Source organism: Kitasatospora sp. NBC_00039 (assembly GCF_045160625.1).
Classification (GTDB): domain Bacteria; phylum Actinomycetota; class Actinomycetes; order Streptomycetales; family Streptomycetaceae; genus Kitasatospora.
Genome location: NZ_CP108289.1, coordinates 7,634,286 through 7,653,318 on the forward strand (window position 1 = coordinate 7,634,286; position 19,033 = coordinate 7,653,318).

A 19,033-nucleotide genomic window follows, 5' to 3' on the forward strand; every position below is an offset into this window, starting at 1 on the left:
GGCCCCGAGCCCCGGCCCGCCGCCTCACCGGGGTGCGGGAAAACCGCGCTGAGCTGGGCCGATGGCGGAGGACCGGGGTGGACCGGGCATACTTCTGCCTCACACGGCCGACGCGGTACGAGTGGGGGCAGAAGTAGTGGCAGTAGCGGGGGCGGAACATGGCTGATCCGGGCAGCACGGTGACGGACACCGGCGAGGCCGACCAGTTCTGCCTGCTGCTGGCCCGGTACCGGGTGCGGGCGGGGCTGACGCAGGAGGAGCTCGCCGCGGTGAGCGGGATCAGCCTGCGCGCCGTGGGGGACATGGAACGCGGCCGCACCCGGGGGCCGCAGCGGCGTACCGTGCGGGCCCTGGCCGAGGCACTGCGACTCGACCGGCGCCGGGCCGCCGCGCTCGAACAGGCCGCCCGGGCCGGCCGCCCCCGCGGCACCCGCGCCACCGGCGCGGCCGCTCCCGCTCCGGCCGTTCCCGCTCCGGCCGCTGCGCCCGCCGGCACACCCGCCGCCGGCACACCCGCCGCCGCTGCGCCTGCCGCCGCTGCGCCCGCCCCCGAGGAGAGCGCCGCCGCCCAGGCCGCCGGGACGTACGCCCTGGCCCTGCCCCGCGACATCGCCGACTTCACCGCCCGCGAGGACGCCCTCGCGCTGATCACGGCACTGGCCGGCACCGGCGAACCAGCCCCGGAGGACCGGCCCGCCCACCCCCGGGTCGTCCTGATCAGCGGTCAGCCCGGCCTCGGCAAGACCGCCTTCGCCCTGCACACCGCCCACACCCTGTCCCACCTCTTCCCCGACGGCCAGCTCTCCCTCGATCTGCGCGGCATGGCCGCCGAGCCCCTCGCCGCCCGCGACGCCCTCGGCCAGATCCTGCGCGCCCTCGGCGTCGCCGACGGCGCGGTGCCCGCCGGCACGGAGGAGCGGGCCGGCCTCTACCGCGCGCTGGTCCGCGAGCGCCGGCTCGTCCTGCTGCTGGACAACGCCGCCGACGAGAGTCAGGTGCGGCCGCTGCTGCCCGGCTCCGGGCCGGCCCTGACCGTCGTCACCAGCCGCCACACCCTGCCCGGGCTCGAGTCCGTCCACCGCCTGAGGCTCGACGCCCTCACCGCGGCCGAGGCCGCGGTCCTGCTGGGCCGCATCGCCGGCCCCGACCGGATCGCCGCCGAGCCCGAGGCCACCGCCGAACTCGCCCGCCTCTGCGGGTACCTGCCGCTCGCCCTGCGGATCGCCGGCCAGCGCCTGGTCGCCCGCCCGCAGCAGACCGTCAGCCACCTCGTGCGCCAACTCGCCGCCGAGGAGTACCGGTTGGACGTGCTGGAGACCGGGGACCTCGCAGTCCGCCCGGCCTTCGCCCTCTCCTACCGCAGGCTGCCGGCCGAGACCCGGCTGGTCCTGCGCCGCTGCGCGCTGACCGCCGGGTACGACGTCACCGCCGCCGTGGTCGCCGCCTACGCGGAGCTGTCCGTCCCGCGTACCGAGCGCCACCTGGAGCAGCTCACCGATGCCGGGCTGATCCAGCTCTCCACCCCGGAGCGTTACCGCCTGCACGACCTCGTGCGCCTCTACGCGGGCGAGCTGCTCGCCGCCGAGGAGACCCCGGAGGGCCTCGAAGCCGTCCGCGGCCGGGCGGGCGCCTGGCTGTTGCGCCGCGCCGCCGAGGCCGGCCTGCTGTTCGACCCGGAGGCCGCCGAGAACGGCGCCGACGACGACTCCGGCGGCGGCGACCCGGACCCGGCCGCCACGGGGGCGCTCGCCGAGGCCGCCCGCTGGCTGGAGGAGGAGAGCCCGGAGTGGCTGGCCGCCCTGCGTCAGGCCTTCGCCGCCGGCCGCCACCGCGAGGTCATCGACACCGCCGAGGCGATGCACTGGTTCTCGGACCGCCTCATCAGCTGGGACATCTGGGCCGAGGTCTTCCAGCTCTCCGTCGACGCCGCCCGCGCGTGCGGTGACCGGCTCGCCGAGACCGTCCACCTGAACTACCTGGCCTGGACCTACTCCACCTGCCTCCACCAGTACCGGCGGGGGGCCGAACTCGCCGGCGAGGCACTGGAGTCGGCCCGCATGATCGGCGACCGCGAGCAGGAGGGCTGGGCGCTGATCTACCTCGGCGGATCGCTGCGGTTCCTCGTCCGGCACCAGGAGGCACTCGACACGTACCGCCAGGCCGCCGAGGTCTTCGCCGCCGTACCCGGCCGGTCCGCCCGGCTGGGCGGGCTGGTCACCCTGCGCGGCGCGGCCAACTGCCTGCGCGAGTCCGGCCGGGTCGAGGAGGCGGTGGAGTCCCGCCGGCTCGCCCTGGCCGGGGCCCTGGAGCTGGTGGAGCTCTGGTCGTCCCCGCTGCCGCACCTGATGGCCGCCTTTGCGGCCCACGAACTCGGCCTGGACCGCGCGGCGTTGAAGCGCTGGCCCGCCGCCGAGAAGGCGTACCGCCAGGCCCTGGTGCACTTCGAGGCGGTCGGGCGCCCCGACTCGATGACCAAGACCCTCACCGAGCTGGGCACCGCGCTGATCGAGCAGGGCCGCGCGGACGAGGCCCGCGAGATCCTCACCGAGGCGCTGACCGACCTCAGCTCCGAAAGCAGCCGGCCCCACGGCCGCCACAGCACCCGCCCGGGCGCCACGACGGCCTCGTAGCCCGGGCCGGAGCTGCCGGTGCCGCCACGCCGGACGCGCTCGCGGAGAGGGTTCCCGGCGGCGGTACCCCAGCCACGACACCGGCCCGGCAGGAGACAAGCCGTAGGGCTTGTCTGACAATTCCTAGGAGCGAGTCGCCTCGTAGTCGGGGAGCGCGGCCGGGGTGGAGCGGGCGGCCGGGCGCATGGCCAGGGTCAGGGCGGCCAGCCCGGCGAAGATGACCGCGGCGACGACGCCGGTGACGTGCAGGCCGGCGGTGAACGCCTCCCGCGCGGTGTGGAGCAGTTCCGCGCCCTGGCCGGCGGGGAGGCTCCGGCCGGCGGCGACCGCGCCGGCCAGCGAGTCGGACGCGCCGTCCGTCCGGCTGCGGTAGACCGCCGCGGCCGTCGCGCCGAGCAGCGCGAAGCCCAGCGAACCGCCGAAGTAGTTGCCGGTCTCCGACATCGACGCCGCCGAGCCGGCGCGCTCCGGCGGCACGGACCCGACGACCAGCCCGGTGCCCAGCGCGAACAGCGGGCCGGTTCCCAGCGCCAGGACGGTGATACCGGTCATCACCAGCGGCAGTGCGCCCGCACCGTCGACGCGGACGAGCAACAGGCTGCCCAGCGCCGATCCCGCCAGCCCGCCGGCGATGGCGGTCGTCTGCCGCATCCGCCGGGCCAGCGCCGGCGCGGCCGTCGTGCCGGCCGCCACGCCCAGGCCCATCGGTGCGAACAGCAGCGCCGACGCCACCGGCGAGAAGCCCAGCACGCCCTGCAGGTACTGGGTCACCAGCAGGCCGGTACCGGCCATGGCCACGCCGGCGAAGACCAGGGCGACGATCACGGCGGTGAACGGGCGGTTGCGGAACAGCCGCAGGTCCAGCAGGGGCGTCTCCATCCGCAGTTGCCGGCGGACGAACAGGAATCCGGCCGCCGCGCCGACGACGAGGGCCGCCGCCGGCACGACCGGCGCGCTCCCGACGGTCAGCTGTTTGATCCCGTAGACCATCAGGAGCACCGCCACGAGCGACAGCCCGACGCTGACCGGGTCCAGCCGCCCCGCCCGGTCGCCGCGGAACTCGGGCAGCAGGACCGGCCCGGCGAGCAGCAGCAACGCCATCGCCGGCACGGCGGCCAGGAACACCGACCCCCACCAGAAGCGCTGGAGCAGGACTCCGGCGAGGACGGGCCCGAGCGCGCCGCCGGTGAACTGGCAGGTCGCCCAGATCGCGATGGCCCGCCCGCGCTGCCGTTCGTCGCGGAACATGGTGATGATCAGGGCCAGGGTGGACGGCGCCAGGGTCGCGCCGGCGACGCCCAGCAGCGCACGCGCGACGATCAGCATCAGCGGGCCGGTCGCGAAGGCCGCCACGACCGACAGCACCGCGAACGCCGCGCCGCCGGTCATCAGCAGCCGGCGGCGGCCGATCCGGTCGCCGAGCGTGCCCATGGTGATGACCAGGCCGGCCACCATGAGCCCGTAGCCGTCACTGATCCACAGCTGCTGGACGTTGGTGGCACCCAGGTCGGCGCTCAGCTGGGGGAGCGCGAGCAGCAACGCCGTCGTGTCCATCGCGACCAGCAGTGTGGGCAGCATGAGGACGACCAGTCCCAGCCACGCCCGGTTGACCCGCATATCCGAAACTCCCTGTTCTCCCGACGATTCGCCGGTTGGTCGGAGCGGCCGGGAGCTTCTTGACATCGGTACGGACGGAATCTCCCGCGCCTGCCACGGCCGGCCGTCACCCCCGGCCGGCCGTCACCCCCGGCCGGCCGTCACCCCCGGCCGGCCGTCACCCCCGGCTGGCCGTCACGCGGGGTCGAGCGTCGCTGGAGGTGGCGCCCCAGCGGGTCGGGCGGTGCCGCGGGAAAGAACTCGTGCGAAAGTTCCGGCGGGGGTGTCAAGACGGCGGCGCCGGCTCCGACCAACCGGTAGGAGGGCCCGCCCGGGGCCCGCGAACCATGAGGGGTACGAGATGCAGTTCCTGATCAGCATGCACATCAACCCGGCCGTGCTGGACGCGCTGACCGACCAGGAGAAGGCGGCGATCGGCGCCGGGCACGGCAGGTTCATCGAGGCGCTGAAGGCGTCCGGCGAGCTGATCACCACGCAGGCGCTGGTCCACCCGTCCCAGGCCGTCGTGGTGTCCGTGCGCAACGGCCAGCCGGTGGTGACCGACGGTCCGTTCCTGGAGTCCAAGGAGTACCTGGGCGGCTTCTACCTGGTCGACTGCGAGGACAGGGAGCGGGCGGTCGAGCTGGCGGCGCAGATCCCGGACGCCGCGATCGAGGGTCTGGGTGTCGAGGTGCGGCAGGTCATGTTCGCCGACGGACAATTGGAGGCATGACAGCACCGGACTTCGAGGACCTGCTGCGTGAGCTCACGCCGCAGGTCCTCGGCACCTTGGTACGCCGGTACGGCCGGTTCGAAGGCTGCGAGGACGCCGTGCAGGAGGCCGTCCTCGCCGCCACCGTGCAGTGGCCGGCCGAGGGAGTGCCGGACAACCCGCGCGGCTGGCTGGTGACCGTCGCGTCCCGGCGGCTCATCGACCAGATGCGCAGCGACCACGCGCGCCGCGAGCGGGAGTCGGCGACGGCCGCCGAGGTGGTGCCCGACGGCGTGCCGGACACCGACGACACGCTCGTCCTGCTGTTCCTGTGCTGCCATCCGACGCTGACCGCGGCCTCCCAGACGGCCCTGACGCTGCGGGCGGTCGGCGGCCTGACCACGGCCGAGATCGCCCGCGCGTTCCTGGTGCCGGAGGGCACGATGGCGGCCAGGATCAGCCGGGCCAAGCAGCGCATCAAGGCCGCCGGCAGCTCGTTCGGCCTGTCGGCCGGCGCGGAGCGGGAGGAGCGGCTGCGGGTCGTCCTGCACGTGCTCTACCTGATCTTCAACGAGGGCTACACCGCCTCCTCGGGCAGCGAGCTGCACCGCGCCGACCTCGCGCGCGAGGCGATCCGGCTGGCCCGGACGGTGCACGCGCAGCTGCCGGAGGACGGCGAGGTGACCGGACTGCTCGCACTGATGCTGCTGACCCACGCCCGCCGGGAGACGCGGACCACGGCGGCCGGTGACCTCGTGCCGCTGGACGAGCAGGACCGCGGGCGGTGGGACCGCGCACTGGTCGACGAGGGCATCGGGCTGGTCAAGGCGGCGCTGGCCGGCCCGGCGCTGGGGCCCTACCAGCTGCAGGCCGCCATCGCCGCCACGCACGCCGCCGCGGCCACCGCCGAGGAGACCAACTGGCCGCAGGTGCACGCCCTCTACCTGATCCTGGAACGGATCGCGCCCAACCCGATGGTCACCCTCAACCGGGCCATCGCGCTCGCCGAGACCGAGGGCCCGCAGGCGGGGCTGGCCCTGCTGTCCACCTTGGACGGCGACGAACGGATGGCCGGGCACCACCGGCTGCTGTCCGTCCGGGCCCATCTGCTGGAGCGGACCGGCGACACGGCCGGGGCGTACGAGCACTACCGGCGTGCCGCCAGGGCCACCGCCAGCATCGCCGAGCAACGCCACCTCGAGTCCCGGGCGGCCAGGGCCGGCGGGGGCCCTCCGGAGCGTGGTCAGGACACCAGGGACTGATCCGCCAGCTCCGTCAGCTTCACGGTGCACAGGCCGCCGCGCTCCGTCCTGACGTCCGTCACCTTGAGCTGGGTGCCGGGCAGGAGGATGAACTCCTCCTCGCCGGTGAACGCGGAGAAGCTGCGGATGCCCACCGCCCGGGCGGGCTGCACCTCGAAGAGCGTCCGCTTGCCGCGGCTGCCGAGGAACCCCCGGGCCACGCCGAGCTCGGACGTGCACGAGGAGACGCCCCACCACGTCACGGTCCGCCCGAGCGGGTACTGCGCCCGGAGGTCCAGCGACACCCCGCGCCACAACGGCTCCGTTCGCGCGGGCAGTTGGGACACCGCCGAGAACAGCAGCCGCAGATACGGGAGGTAGGGGACGATCCTGGTGCGGTCCGGAGAGCGCAGGATGGCGTTGATCTCCCGGTAGAACGCGGACTCGCAGGTGTAGAGGTAGAGGGCGGCGATCGCGTCGGCGGACAGGCCGCCGGCCGCTTCGTCCGCCCGCCGCCTGCCGAACTCGTCCGACCGCACGACGTGGCGGTCCAGCCCGGACAGCAGCTCGGCGACCGGGCCCACGGCCTCGCGGAAGTCCATGAGCGGCGTGTCGAACACGCCCGTGATGGCGGGGAGGACGAGCCCCTCGTCCTTGACGCTCGCGAGCCGGTCGAGATAGAGCTGGTGGAGCTCCATGGTGGACGCGATGAACGCGCCCATGCGGTCGGCGACGTCACCGCCCGTCCCGCCGGCCTCCGCCCCGGCCTTGTTCCACCCCTTGCTCGGAAGCCAGTCGATCGCGTCGCTGCCCAGCGAGGCGAGGGCCGCGTTCACCATGGCGAAGTGGTCGCCGTCGCAGAAGATGTCACCCTGCGCCGCGGGATTGGGGTGGTCGATGTGCCGGACCTCGACCTCGGGGTACTTCTCCTGCAGCCGGAGGACGACCTTCTTCAGGTTGCGCGCGTGAGCCCCCCACCACGCGAAGACGACGCCGCGGTCCTCCTCGGCGGCGTTCTGCTTGGCCCTGAGGATCTCCTCGACGATCCGCTCGGCGACCGGCCGCCAGAACGCGGTGTGCCGGTCCGTCCCGGTCGCCCCGTCGGCACTGGCGGTGAGCGCCGCGTTCAACAGCAGCACACCCTGCGTGAGCATCGCCTGGAACCACTCCGGCGGCTGGACGGTGTCCTCCTTCTTCAGGAGCGCACGGACGTCGGCGATCGGGGTCTTCTTGGGGACGCCGTACTTCCACATCGCCGCCGCCTTGATGATGCAGCGGATGCTGACGACCCGGCCGAACTGACTGTCCTTCCAGTCGTGGAAGGTGTTGTCGAACATGGCGATGCCGGTGGCGCTCTCCGGCCGCGGGTACGGGTTCTGACCGAAGATCACGACCTTCCACTGGTGCGGCGCGTTGGGCTTGAGCGCCTGGAAGGTCAGTTCGCGGACGGGGACGACCTCCGGGCCGCGGCCCGCGCCGATGAACGAGGCCGCGTCCGGCTGCGCCTCGATGACCGGCTTCAGCAGCGGGAGCCAGGGCTCGCCGCCGCCCTTGAAGAGCTCCGCGAGGGCCAGCGGGTCGTTCGGGTCGGGTGTGGCGGGGGTGGTGGCATCGCTCATGGCGGAGGGCTCCGAACTGTCGAACCGTGCTGACGGGGTGGTCGACGAGGTGGCCGGTGTCCGTGCGGCAGCCGTGAATTGCGCGCGGGACCGGGGAAGCGGTGGCCGGTGGCCGTGGCCTCCCGTCGACCGACCTCGACGGACCTGACGATAGGTCGGCCCACTGACAGCGCCCTCGGCGCGGGGAGCGGGCGGGCCGGCGGAGCCGCCGCCGTCGGCCGCACTGTCAGTGGGGCCCGATAGCGTCGTGACCAGTGAAGGGCAGTTGCTTCGAACGGAGTGAACCATGACCGTGGACCAGGTACAGCCGCCGCTGCGCGTGGTGCTGACCGACCTCAACAAGGCGGTGGTGGAGGCGTGGCGGGCGGCGTTCGCCGACACCCCCGGCATCGAGATCCGCACCGGGTCCATCCTCGACGAGGACGCCGACGCCTGGGTCAGCCCCACCAACTCCCTCGGCCGGATGGACGGCGGGGTCGACGCGGTCATCAAGCGCCACCTCGGCGCCGGGATCCAGCTGCGCGTGCAGCGCGCCATCCGCAGCCGGTTCGCCGGGAGCCTCCCGGTGGGAAGCGCGGTCTGCGTCCCGTCCGGTGCGGTCAGCCCGAGGTTCCTGATCTCGACGCCGACGATGGAGAGTTCCTCGCAGAACGTGAGCGAGACGCTGAACGTGGCCCTGGCGTGCGCCGCCGCGTTCCAGGCGATCCACCGGCAGAACAGGGCGACCCCGGGCAGCATCACGTCGGTGGCCCTGGTGGGCATGGGCGCCCGGACCGGCCGGGTCCCGGCACGGGTGTGCGCCAACCTGATGTGGACGGGCTACACGCTCTTCAACGACTTCAGCTTCGAGGACGACGACGACCTGCGCAGCACGATCACCGCGCAGCTCGACGGCATCGACAGCGCCCCCGTCGAGCAGCGGATACGCATCGCCCCGCCTCCCGCCGCTGAGCCGGGCCGCCGGCCTCGGGGTACCCGCCCCGGGGTGCCCGCCGCGCCGGCGAACGCACGGTGACCGGACCGCCGATCGGGCGCGGTCCGGTCACGGGTTCCGCCATGCGGAGCAGTCCTCGGCGGAGGTTTACTTCGTGGCCGGGATGAAGTAGACGTGGTCCGGCGTCACGATCTTGGTGATGGCCTGTCCGAAGAGCGTGCTCGGCTCGATGCCCTGGTAGAGGATGTCGGTGTTGAGGACCACCACGAGGGTCGCGTCCAGCTCGGGCAGGTAGAGGGTGAGGCTCTCGTACCCGGGCAGCGAGCCGTTGTGGCCCACCCACCCCTGGACGTCGAAGAGGCCGAGCCCGTAGCCCGCGCCGGGGATACCGGCGGGCAGGTACTTGGTGCGCTGCGCCTGTGTCCCGGGCGAGAGCAGCGTGCCGGTCGCGACGTCCTTGGCCCAGTGCTTGAGGTCCTCCAGGTCGGAGACCATCGCACCGGCGGCCCAGCCCCAGCTGGGGTTCCAGTCCGTGGCGTCCACCGTCGCGCCGTTGGGGGTCTGGTTGGTGTAGCCGTGCGCGTGCGGCGACGGGAACTCGGCCCCTTCGGGGAACACGGTGTGACGAAGGCCGCTCGGCTCCGTCACGCGGTCGTGGATGAAGTCGGCCAGCGGGATGCCGCTGACCTTCTCGACGACCAGGCCGAGCAGGATGTAGTTGCTGTTGTTGTACAGGAACTGCGTGCCCGGCGCGGCGACATTGGGGTGCTTGTAGCCGTACGCGAGCAGTTCCTCGGGGGTGAAGGGCCTGGTGGGGTCCGACTCCAGCGTGGTGACGAAGCCCGGGTCGGCGGAGTACGGGAACAGGCCGCTGCGCATCTCGGCAAGGTCGCGGATGGTGATCCGGTCGCCGTCCGGGACGCCGCTCACGTACGCCGAGATGGGGTCATCGAGCCCGACCAGTCCGTCGTCGACCAGTTCGAGCACCGCGGTGGCGGTGAAGGTCTTGGTCTCGCTGCCGATCCGCATGTAGAGGTCGTCGGTCATGGGGGCGCCGGTCTTCTTGTCGGCGACGCCGAACGAGCGGACGTACTGGCCCTTCCCCGGCAGCCAGAGCCCGACGGTCACCCCGGGAACACCCGTCTGGCTCATCGTCTGCTGGATGGCCGCGTCGAGCTTGGCCGCGAGTTCGGGGCTCAGCTCCTCCGGCGCGCAGTCCTCGTCGGAGCTGACGTCGGCGGACCGGCGGTGGTCGTCACGCTGGCTCTCGCCGCGGGCGTGGCCGGGCCCGTGTCCGTGTCTGTGGCCGTGCCCGTGCCGGTGGCCGTGGCCGTGGCGGTGGTCGTGCGCAGTCACCTTGTCGGGCGCAGCCGCGTTCGCGGGTGTCGCCCCCACCGGGAGGAGCCCGGCGACGGCTATCGCAGCCACCGCCAAGCCGCGGTAGGCCGTCGTCTTTCGTCGGTGGGGAAACGATCGGGTCATCAGGATTGTCCTCGTTCCAGGGTCGCGTCGGTGTCGAGCTCTTGGTGAGATCGTCGACGGCAAACGCCCACCACGACGAGCCTGACGAGCTGTCCGGGTGACAGGACATCGGATTCCGGCGGACCGGCCCGCCGGGCCGCGCGCGCCCGGACACGGCGCTCCTCCGGCCCGGGGAGGCGGCCCGGGCCGGAGGATGACGCGTGTAGATACCTCCCCGTCCCGCCGTTCAGCCGAGCCGGCGGGCGCGGATGGCGGTGACCAGTTCGGCGATGCCGGGCTCCTTCAGCACGCCGTAGTGGTCACCGGCCAGTTCGACGACGGTGGGCGGTGCGGCGGAGTAGCCGGACTGCCCCTCGATGAAGGAGTAGTCGTCGCCGGCGGCCTTGAAGACGCTGACCGGGGCGTCCAGCCGCCGCTCCGCGAGCTCGTGGAAGCTGTACTCGAATTCGTAGGTCTCCCCGACGATCCGGGTGATCCGGCGGATCCACTCCTCCTCCAGGTCCGGCAGCAGGCGGTGGACGAAGGCGGTGAAGCCGTCCTCGTCGCGGGCCTCGGCGAGGCACGCCGCCAGCCCCGGCCCGCCGATCGAACCCGCGAAGACCGAGTACAGGATGGTCACGTAGCCGGGGTTGCGGTACGAGGCCTCGCGCCCGTACAGCTCGCCGTCGGCCCGGCGGACCTCGGGGTTGCCCGGGCAGATCAGCAGGACGTCCGCCACCCGCTCGCCGGCCTGCTCCAGCTGCCAGGCCGCCTCGAAGGCGACGCGGGCGCCGAAGGAGTAGCCCCACAGGGTGTAGGGGCCCTCGGGCTGCACCCGGCGGATCTCGGCCACGTCGGCGGCGGCCGTCTCCCCGACCGTCGGGTACGGCGTCTCCCCGGCATTGATGCCGTGGGCCTGGATGCCGTAGAACGGCCGGCCCGCGGTGCCGGCGAGCAGCCGCAGGTTCATCGGGTAGCCGCCGAGCCCCGGCCAGCAGAACACCGGGTCGCCGGAGCCCCCGCGGTGCAGCGGCACCAGCCGGGAGGCGGGGCCGGTGTCGTCGTCGATCCGGCCGGCCAGGTCCGCCAGCCTCGGGCTCTCGAAGAGCACCTGCAGCGGCAGGCGGGTGCCGAACTCCCGGTTGAGCCGGTTGACCAGCGCCACGGCGATCAGCGAGTTCCCGCCGGCGCCGAAGAACTCGTCCGTCGCGGAGACGTTCTCGTACGCCAGCGCCCGCCGCCAGGCCTCGGCGAGCCGGCGCTCGGTCGGCGTCGACGGCGGGACGAACGGGCCGCCGGTCTCCGCGTTCCTGACCTGCTCACTGGCGGTGAGGGTCGACACATCGACCTTTCCGTTGGCGGTCAGCGGCAGCTCGTCCAGGACGAGCACCCGGTTGGGGAGCATGTAGTCGGGCAGGAAGGTGGCCAGCTCGTCCCTGATGATCTCGGCCGGACCCTTCATGTGGACGGCGTCCTCGCGCATGCCCTCGCTGCGGATCTGCTCCTCGCTCACCTTGCCGCCGAGGAAGAAGTACGAGGGGCCGGACGGGATCCCGCAGGCAGCCAGGATGTCGTCGATCCGCCGGGCGGCCGGCAGCGGGTGCCCGGTCTTCGAGCTGTAGCCGGAGGACATGAACCCGAGGCCGAGGGCGAGGCCCTTGCGCTGCAGGCGGTGCAGGGTCGTACCGAGGCCGATGTACTCCAGCCACGGCTCGTCGGCCCGGCTGACCGCGGTGATGCCGAAACCGGCCTGCTCGTACACCTGCTGGTTGATCGCGATCACGTGCCGGGACTCCACCAGGTCGTCCGAGATCCGGACCAACTCGCCGTTCGTGTACCGGTACTGACCGGCCGCCAGGCCTTCGACGCCTCCTGCGTGGGCCTGCACGTAGAGCTCGGTGCGGTCGGTCCGCAGGAGGTCGCCGCCGGGGCGGATCTCGAACGAGCCCAGGTAGCCGTCCTCCTCGGCCACGTCCAGCCTCTCCCGGACGGACGGGTCGTGGCCGGCCGGCCGGATGGCCAGCCCGTACGCGGGCAGCACCTCCTCGAAGACGCCGACCATGTGGCCGGCCTCGAACTCCAGCACCTCCTGGATGTTGTTGCGGTACACCGGTGCGATCGCGCGCCGCTTGCCGAGGAAGTGGACGACCAGGCCCGGCCCCCCGGTGCCGTCGCCGACCCGCACCAGGGTGTGGTCGACGGGGTGGTAGTAGTACACGCCGGCGTCCAGCCCGTGGGCGCCGCCGGTCTCCAGGTACAGCTGGGTGGCGTACAGCGCGCCGGGTGAGGCGTACGCGTACTTCGGCAGCAGCCGCTCCTCGCTGTGGAACTGGCCGAACCACCGCAGGATCGCGCCGAGCCCGGCCAGGCCCGGCTCCGCCGGTTCCCGGGGCGGGCGGCCGGCCGCGGCCGCGCCGCCCGCCGCCCGCGGGGCGAGCAGCTCCAGCAGGTCGTCGCGGGTGACCGCACCACCCTCGTAGGAGCGGTAGGTCTTGCGGGCGAACGTCTCCCGCCGCTGGCGGCCGGTCTCCTGCCGGCCGGGCAGCTCGACCACCGGCCGGCCCGCCAGCTCCTCGGCGTCCCGCACGCCCGGGTTCGACAGCTGTGCCTTCACCTGGAGCTTGCTCGCCTTGGACTGGTGGTGGCTGCCGTGGTTGCCCTGGTCCATCAGGGCCGCCTCCTTGGGGTTCAGCTCGACGCACGCCACCAGGTTCCGGTGGCCCGTGCGCGGGTCGTCGGTGACGACGGCGGCGGCCCGCCGCACCCAGGTGTGCTCCTCGACGGCGAGCGCGATCTCGTCCAGCTCGACCCGGTAGCCGCGCAGCTTGACCTGGTTGTCCACCCGGCCCGAGCACTGGAGGGTGCCGTCCGGGTTCCACTGCGCGAGGTCCCCGGTGCGGTACAGGCGCTCGCCCGGCAGGTGCGGGGAGGCGACGAAGCGCTCCGCCGTCAGGTCGGGCCGGTTCAGGTAGCCGCGCGCGAGCTGGATGCCGCCGATGTAGAGCTCACCGGTCGCGCCGGGCTCCACCGGCGCCAGCTCCTCGTCGAGGACGAAGCACCGGGTGCGGTCGACCGGCACGCCGATCGGCACCGAGCCGGCGTCCTCGCCGACCGTGGCGGCGTCGACCCGGTGCGCGGTCGCGTTGATCGTGCACTCGGTCGGCCCGTACAGGTTGACCAGCGAGGCCCACGGCAGCTCCTCGGTGAGGGCCCGGGCGAGCCGGCGCGACAGCACCTCGCCACCGGAGTACACCTGCCGGAGCGTGGTGCAGGTGCCCAGCCGCTCGGTGTCCAGCAGCGCCTGGAGCAGGGTCGGCACGCACTGCAGCGTGGTCACGCCGTGCTCCCGGACGGTGGCGATCAGGGCCTCCGGGTCGCGGTAGACCCCCGGAGCGCCCATGACGACCAGCGCGCCGGCCGCCGGCGCCAGGATCTCCCACTGCGCCGCGTCGAAGCTCATCGGCGTCTTCTGCAGCACGGTGGCGTCGGCGGCCAGGTGCCCGCGGGCGATCAGCCAGCGCAGCTGGGACACGATGCTCCGGTGCTCGATCATCACGCCCTTGGGCCGGCCGGTGCTGCCCGACGTGTAGATGACGTACGCCAGCGACTCCGGCCGGGGGCCGGGCGGCGGCCCGCCCGGGCCCTGGCTCTGGTGCGGGAACGGGCGCGCGTCCCGGGTGCCCCGCGCGTGCCGGCCGCCGCGGTCCTCGCGGGCGTCGCCCGGCGTGACGACGAGCGTGCCCCGCGGGGCCAGCTCGGTGAGGCGGTCCCGGAGGTGCTCCTGGGTGACGATCACCCCGGTCCCGCTGTCCTCGATCATGTAGCGGAGGCGGTCCTCGGGGTACTCCGGGGAGAGCGGCAGGTAGGCGGCCCCAGCGCAGAGGATCCCCCAGGCTCCGACCAGGAGCTCCGGTGAGGGCTCGACGAACAGCCCGACACGGTCGTCGGGCGCTGTGCCGAGGTGGTGCAGGTGGGCGCCCAGCCGGTCGGCGGCCTCGCCGAGCTGCCGGTAGCTGAGGCGTTCGCCGCCGCCGGTGACGGCCGGGGCGTCCGGCCGGGCGGCCACCTGCTGCCGGAGCAGGTCGGGCAGGCAGACGGCGCGGCGGGTGTCGTGGACGGTGGAGAGCACGGGCTGTGCGGACATGGTGGAATCCCCAGGGTGGCTGCGGGTGACGTCGCCCGGTGGAGCGGGCGTGACATCCACGCTGCGCCGCCCGTCGTCCCGGGCGCCTGGGGCACGGGCCGCCTTCCCGCCCGGCCGTGGCCCGGCCGCAGTCGGGCCCGGTCCCGCGGGGCGGCCGGAGGTCCCGGGCGGCGCGCCGCGGGCCAGGGCCACCTGTCCCGGGCACTCCACGGGCACGCCGGCGCCGGCCGGGTGGGTGGCCCCCCGGGGGCTGCTCCCGTCGGCCGGGCACCCGTCAGATCCGGTGCACCGTCCGGCCCCCGAGCACCGTGCGGACCGGCCGCAGCCCCGCCAGCTCGTCCGGCGGGCAGTCGAACGGGTCGGCGGGCCAGAGGGTCAGGTCCGCCAGGGCCCCGGGCCGCAGGCTGCCGCGTGCTCCGCTCTCGCCCAGCAGCCGGGCCGCGTCGACCGTGTGCAGCCCGATCGCCTCGGCCCGGGTGATCGCGTGCTCGACGCCCTGCGCGCCGGCCACGGTCTGCCGGGTGGTCATGCCCCAGACCGAGACCATCGCGCCGTACGGCCCGACCGGGAAGTCGGAGCCGGCCGCGAGCAGCGCGCCCTCGTCCAGCCACTCGCGCAGCGGGAAGATGCCACGTACCCGTTCGCCGCCCCAGGCCCGGATCTGGGCGGTCGCCGCGTCGTGCAGCAGCGGGTGCTGCACCGTGACCGGGACGCCGAGCGCGATCGCGCGCGAGCGCTGGTCCGGGCGGGCCAGCCCGCCGTGCTCGACCACCAGTGTGCCCGGGGCCAGGCCGGGGTGGTCCTTGATCACCTGCTCGAACACGTCCAGCAGTGTGCGCAGCCCGCGGTCACCCCAGGCGTGGACGCCGACCCGCCAGCCGCGCGCGACCACCCGTCCGACCGCCGCGACCAGCTCCTGCCGGTCCCAGAGCAGCGTGCCGTGGTAGCACGGACGCCCTTCGTACGGCTCGTCCAGCGCACCCGCCTCGATGCCGCCGTCGATGCCGAACTTGACGCCCCAGACGCTCAGCCAGGCGTCGCCCCCGGCACGCCAGGGCTCCATCCGGTCGAGCAGTTCGTCCACCTGCCCGGGCGTGCGGGCGCCGAATCCGGAGACCAGGGCCCGCACCCGGACGCTCAGGGCACCGGCCTCCCGGGCCGCGCGCAGCACCTCGAGGTCCTCCACCGGCACGAGGCAGTCGCGGACCGTGCCGATCCCGGTCGCGGCGTAGTCGGCGGACGCGGCCCGCAGGCCCTCGATCCGGTCGGCGAGCGCCGGGCGCGGCAGCACCCGTTCGGCCAGTGCGACCGCCTTGTCGACCAGCCGGCCGGTCAGCCGGCCCCGCTCGTCCCGCTCGATCACGCCGCCGGGCGGGGCCTCGGTGGCGGCGGTGATGCCGGCCAGCCGCAGTGCCGGGGTGTTGAGCACCATGTTGTAGGCGCCGCGCCGCACCAGCACCGGGTGCTCGTCGGTGGCCGCGTCCAACTCCTCGGTGCGGGGCAGGCGCTGTTCGGCGAGGTTGACCTCCTGCCAGTTGATCGTGGTGCGGATCCACTGCCCGGGGGGCGTGTTCGCCGCCCGCTCACGGATCAGGCCGAGGAGCCCGTCGAGGTCGCGGGCCCGGTGCACCGGGACGTCGTGGACGCTGTGCGCGGCGAGGATCAGATGGGTGTGGGTGTCGTCGAAGGCGGGCAGCACGGTCGTGCCGGGCAGGTCCAGCACGTCCGTCCCCGGGCCGATCAGGTGGTCCAGGCCGTCGGCCTCGGGGGACAGCGCGGTGATCCGTTCGCCGGTGACGGCCAGTGCCCGGTGCGGTGCCTCGCCGGGGACGAGCGTGTGCACGGCGCCGGAGCGGATCAGCAGGTCGGCGGGGGCGTGGTCGGTCACGGCGGATCCTCCGGCGTTACGGCGGTCGGCTGGGTACGGGTCGGGCCAGGTCAGGTCGGGCCAGGTCGGTTCCGGTCGGGGCTGGGAGAGCCCGGTGAGCTTCTCGACGTGCCGCAGGCTGGGCCCGGCGAGCAGGCCGTGCAGTTCGGTGAAGACCGCGCGGGCCGCGACGGCGTTCCACTCCGCCGGCAGCAGCGGCTCCGGCAGTCCCGGGTCGAGGTAGGGCAGACGGCGCCACTGGGTGAGCATCGGGACGTACGCGCGGAACGCCTCGACCGCCTCGATCCGCGGGGACGGGCGCAGGTCGGCGGCCACCTGGCCCCAGGCCCCGGTGAACTCGGCGTACTGCTCCTCGATCGCCGGGAAGTCCCACCAGGAGCCGACCGCCGAGCGCAGTTCGGCGAACCCGGCGTACTCGGAGAGGAAGAGGTGGACGTACGCGCTCAGCCCGAGGCGCTCCAGCAGCAGCCGGGCGTCCGGCAGCACCCGGGCGGGCGCCAGCCAGACCCCGGGGGCGGCGTTGCCGAAGCCGAGCCAGCTCAGCCGGGACCGCAGCTGGTGGCGGCTGGCCCGCTCCGACTCGGGCACCGAGAAGACCGCGACCACCCAGCCGTCGGCGAGCTCGGCGGGCCCGAGGCTGTGGAAGATCCGGCGGTCGCCCTCGTCGAAGACCGGGCCCATCTCCGGGCTCAGCCGGTAGCCGGTGCCCTCGCGCCGCTCCTGCAGCAGTGTGCCGGCCTTCTTCAGCCGCGAGATCGCCGACCGGACGGCCGGAGCGTCGACGTCCAGCTCCGCCATCAGGGCGATCAGGTCGGCTATCGAGATCCAGCCGCCGAGCCGGCGGACGAACTCGCCGTAGATCGTGTGGATCAGGGAGCTGGGGCGTGACGCGTTCCCCGGCATGGCGGCCCTCCTCCCGTACGGCGTGTGCGCCGGTCCCGGGCGGTCCCGCCTGCCGACCGCCCGGCGTGATCATACTGTCGGAGCGCAGCCGAGTGGTCCGGACGGCGGTGCGGTGGGCGGCTGCGGGACGGTCGCCGGCGGGCGGGACGGCGGTGCGGCGGGCGCCCCGTGGGCCGGTGACGTGCTTTCGGCGTAGGCGCCGGAGAGCAGCGACCCCGCCCCCGGTGCGAAGGCGGGCAGCCCGAGCGCGCGCAGCAACTGGTGGACGGTGCAGATCGCCGCCGAGACCACCGGTTTGCCGAGCTGCTGCTCGGCCTCCTCGACGGCCGCCAGCGAGGGCATCTGCACACAGGCGGAGAGCACCACGGCGTCCGCCTCGGCGTGCGCGAGGCGTGCGGCGATCCCGGGCAGCCGGGCCGGGTCGTGGGCGGCGACCGCGAGGTTGTCGGGGATCTCCAGGGCCGCGTGGTCGGTCACCGTGATGCCCTCGTGCGCCAGGTAGTCCACCACGGTCCGGGCGAGCGGCCGGAGGTAGGGCGCGACCAGGGCGACCTTCTTCGCCCCGAGCACGTGCAGCCCGGCCACCAGGGCGCCGGCGCTGGTCACCACCGGCGCCGGCGCGCCGTTCTCGACGGTGCGCCGGTGCAGCCGCTGCTCGGACTCCCGGTGGTAGCCGGGCCCGGTGCTCATGACGGCCACCAGGCAGGCGTAGCCGAGCACGTCGACCCGGGCGTCGGAGAGTTCGAGCGCACAGCGGTCCGAGTCGGCGTCCATCGCGCGCAGTTGCTCGGGGGTGACCTTGGTCATCCGCATCCGGCTGGAGTGGAAGGTGAAGCGTTCGGGGGCGACCGTCTCCCGGGCCCGCAGCAGGGCGGGGACCTCGGTCTCCATGGTGACGTTGGAGCTCGGGACGATCTGGCCGATCCGGTAGGTGGTCATGCGTCCGCCCCTTCGTCGTCGAGCCGGGCGCCGCCGGTGCGGGCCTCGTGACCGCGGGCCTCGTGACCGCGGGCGTCGACGACCGGGTTGGCGAGCGTGCCGATCCGCTCGACGGTGGCCTCCACCAGGTCGCCGGGCTGCAGGAACTGCGGCGGTACCAGACCTGCGCCGACGCCGGACGGCGAGCCGGTGGCGATCACGTCGCCGGGCTCCAGGGTCATGCCGGAGGAGATGTCGGCGATCAGCCGGGCGACGCCGAAGAGCATGTGGCGGGTGTTGGAGTCCTGCTTGGTCACGCCGTTGACCTTGAGCGAGAGGTCGAGGTTCTGCGGGTCGGGGATCTCGTCGGCGGTGACCACGACCGGCCCGAACGGGCAGTAGGAGTCCTGTCCCTTGGAGAAGAACCACTGCCCGGAGCGGCGCTGGTCGCGCGCGCTGACGTCGTTGACGATGCTGTAGCCGAAGACGTGCCGCAGCGCCTCGGCCTCGGTGACCCGGCGGGCGGTGCGGCCGATCACCACGGCCAGTTCGCACTCCCAGTCGAGCTGCTTGGTCAGGTCGGCGTTGTGCAGGATCGGCTGCCCGGGGCCGGTGACGGCGGTGGCCGGCTTGCCGAACAGCACCGGACGGTCGGGCAGTTCGCGTCCGGTGTCGAGCGAGCGGTGCGACTCCGCGACGTGCTCGACGTAGTTGAGGCCGACGCCGACGACCTTGCCGGGGCGCAGCGGCGCACAGAGCGTGACCTCGGCCAGCGGCAGCGACGCGCCGGCCGGCGCGGCGGCCAGCAGCGCGCGGGCGGTGGCGAGGGCGGGCTCGCCGGCCCGGATCAGGGCGGCCAGGTCGCCGGGCAGTTCGGCGCCGGCGGCGGTGGCGAGCGCGGCGAGGTCGGCCACCCGGTCGCCGGTCCGAGCGCCGAGGCGCGGGGTGTCGCTGCCGCCGGTGCGGTAGCTGAGCAGGTGCATCGAA

Annotated in this window: 11 protein-coding genes; 4 read left to right on the forward strand and 7 right to left on the reverse strand. The window is 74.0% G+C overall.

The genetic code is table 11. From position 1 onward, the window contains the following. The first annotated feature begins 158 nt into the window (after positions 1-158). Entirely contained in the window at positions 159-2,630 is a 2,472-nt protein-coding gene (locus OG286_RS33860) for a tetratricopeptide repeat protein (RefSeq protein ID WP_405365983.1), read from the forward strand. A 123-nt stretch (positions 2,631-2,753) separates the two neighbouring features. On the opposite strand, the gene OG286_RS33865 is transcribed toward OG286_RS33860, so the two are convergent. Continuing rightward, on the reverse strand, positions 2,754-4,247 hold the full coding sequence (locus tag OG286_RS33865; RefSeq protein ID WP_396321126.1) for an MFS transporter: 1,494 nt from the start codon (positions 4,245-4,247) through the stop codon (positions 2,754-2,756). Positions 4,248-4,587: 340 nt separating this feature from the next. Between OG286_RS33865 and OG286_RS33870 the strand changes: the two genes are divergently transcribed. Continuing rightward, on the forward strand, positions 4,588-4,959 hold the full coding sequence (locus OG286_RS33870) for a YciI family protein (RefSeq protein ID WP_396321127.1): 372 nt from the start codon (positions 4,588-4,590) through the stop codon (positions 4,957-4,959). Continuing rightward, on the forward strand, positions 4,956-6,200 hold the full coding sequence (locus tag OG286_RS33875; protein WP_396321128.1) for an RNA polymerase sigma factor: 1,245 nt from the start codon (positions 4,956-4,958) through the stop codon (positions 6,198-6,200). The genes OG286_RS33870 and OG286_RS33875 overlap by 4 nt, the downstream gene beginning before the upstream one ends. Here OG286_RS33875 and OG286_RS33880 read toward each other — a convergent pair. After that, the gene (locus OG286_RS33880; protein WP_396321129.1) at positions 6,182-7,798 is read right to left on the reverse strand and encodes an ADP-ribosyltransferase domain-containing protein; all 1,617 of its coding nucleotides are present in this window, start codon (positions 7,796-7,798) and stop codon (positions 6,182-6,184) included. The genes OG286_RS33875 and OG286_RS33880 overlap by 19 nt on opposite strands. Positions 7,799-8,084: 286 nt before the next feature. Between OG286_RS33880 and OG286_RS33885 the strand changes: the two genes are divergently transcribed. Next, a complete protein-coding gene (locus OG286_RS33885; protein WP_405365984.1) occupies positions 8,085-8,813 on the forward strand; it encodes a macro domain-containing protein in 729 nt (242 codons plus the stop codon). Between the two features lie 66 nt (positions 8,814-8,879). Here OG286_RS33885 and OG286_RS33890 read toward each other — a convergent pair whose 3' ends face one another. The 5 genes from OG286_RS33890 to OG286_RS33910 all read right to left on the reverse strand — a co-directional run bounded on the left by OG286_RS33890 (position 8,880) and on the right by OG286_RS33910 (position 19,029). Beyond that, positions 8,880-10,214 (reverse strand): serine hydrolase domain-containing protein, encoded by a 1,335-nt coding sequence (locus OG286_RS33890; RefSeq protein ID WP_396321131.1) that lies wholly within the window; start codon positions 10,212-10,214, stop codon positions 8,880-8,882. A gap of 226 nt (positions 10,215-10,440) precedes the next feature. Then, positions 10,441-14,337, reverse strand: a complete 3,897-nt coding sequence (locus tag OG286_RS33895) for an amino acid adenylation domain-containing protein (RefSeq protein ID WP_405365985.1) — start codon at positions 14,335-14,337, stop codon at positions 10,441-10,443. Between the two features lie 274 nt (positions 14,338-14,611). After that, complete coding sequence (locus OG286_RS33900; RefSeq protein ID WP_405358891.1) at positions 14,612-17,128, reverse strand: amidohydrolase family protein; 2,517 nt, start codon at positions 17,126-17,128, stop codon at positions 14,612-14,614. A 69-nt stretch (positions 17,129-17,197) separates the two neighbouring features. Further along, complete coding sequence (locus OG286_RS33905) at positions 17,198-18,067, reverse strand: Asp/Glu racemase (protein WP_405358889.1); 870 nt, start codon at positions 18,065-18,067, stop codon at positions 17,198-17,200. Then, positions 18,064-19,029, reverse strand: a complete 966-nt coding sequence (locus tag OG286_RS33910; protein WP_405358887.1) for a fumarylacetoacetate hydrolase family protein — start codon at positions 19,027-19,029, stop codon at positions 18,064-18,066. Before OG286_RS33910 ends, OG286_RS33905 begins: the two co-directional genes overlap by 4 nt. Positions 19,030-19,033: the final 4 nt, after the last annotated feature.

Bases quoted from the DNA above. Each gene is read 5' to 3' on its own strand.
- OG286_RS33860 (WP_405365983.1), top strand. From the start codon at position 159: ATGGCTGATCCGGGCAGCACGGTGACGGACACCGGCGAGGCCGACCAG.
- OG286_RS33865 (WP_396321126.1), bottom strand. From the start codon at position 4,247: ATGCGGGTCAACCGGGCGTGGCTGGGACTGGTCGTCCTCATGCTGCCC.
- OG286_RS33870 (WP_396321127.1), top strand. From the start codon at position 4,588: ATGCAGTTCCTGATCAGCATGCACATCAACCCGGCCGTGCTGGACGCG.
- OG286_RS33875 (WP_396321128.1), top strand. From the start codon at position 4,956: ATGACAGCACCGGACTTCGAGGACCTGCTGCGTGAGCTCACGCCGCAG.
- OG286_RS33880 (WP_396321129.1), bottom strand. From the start codon at position 7,798: ATGAGCGATGCCACCACCCCCGCCACACCCGACCCGAACGACCCGCTG.
- OG286_RS33885 (WP_405365984.1), top strand. From the start codon at position 8,085: ATGACCGTGGACCAGGTACAGCCGCCGCTGCGCGTGGTGCTGACCGAC.
- OG286_RS33890 (WP_396321131.1), bottom strand. From the start codon at position 10,214: ATGACCCGATCGTTTCCCCACCGACGAAAGACGACGGCCTACCGCGGC.
- OG286_RS33895 (WP_405365985.1), bottom strand. From the start codon at position 14,337: ATGTCCGCACAGCCCGTGCTCTCCACCGTCCACGACACCCGCCGCGCC.
- OG286_RS33900 (WP_405358891.1), bottom strand. From the start codon at position 17,128: ATGCCGGGGAACGCGTCACGCCCCAGCTCCCTGATCCACACGATCTAC.
- OG286_RS33905 (WP_405358889.1), bottom strand. From the start codon at position 18,067: ATGACCACCTACCGGATCGGCCAGATCGTCCCGAGCTCCAACGTCACC.
- OG286_RS33910 (WP_405358887.1), bottom strand. From the start codon at position 19,029: ATGCACCTGCTCAGCTACCGCACCGGCGGCAGCGACACCCCGCGCCTC.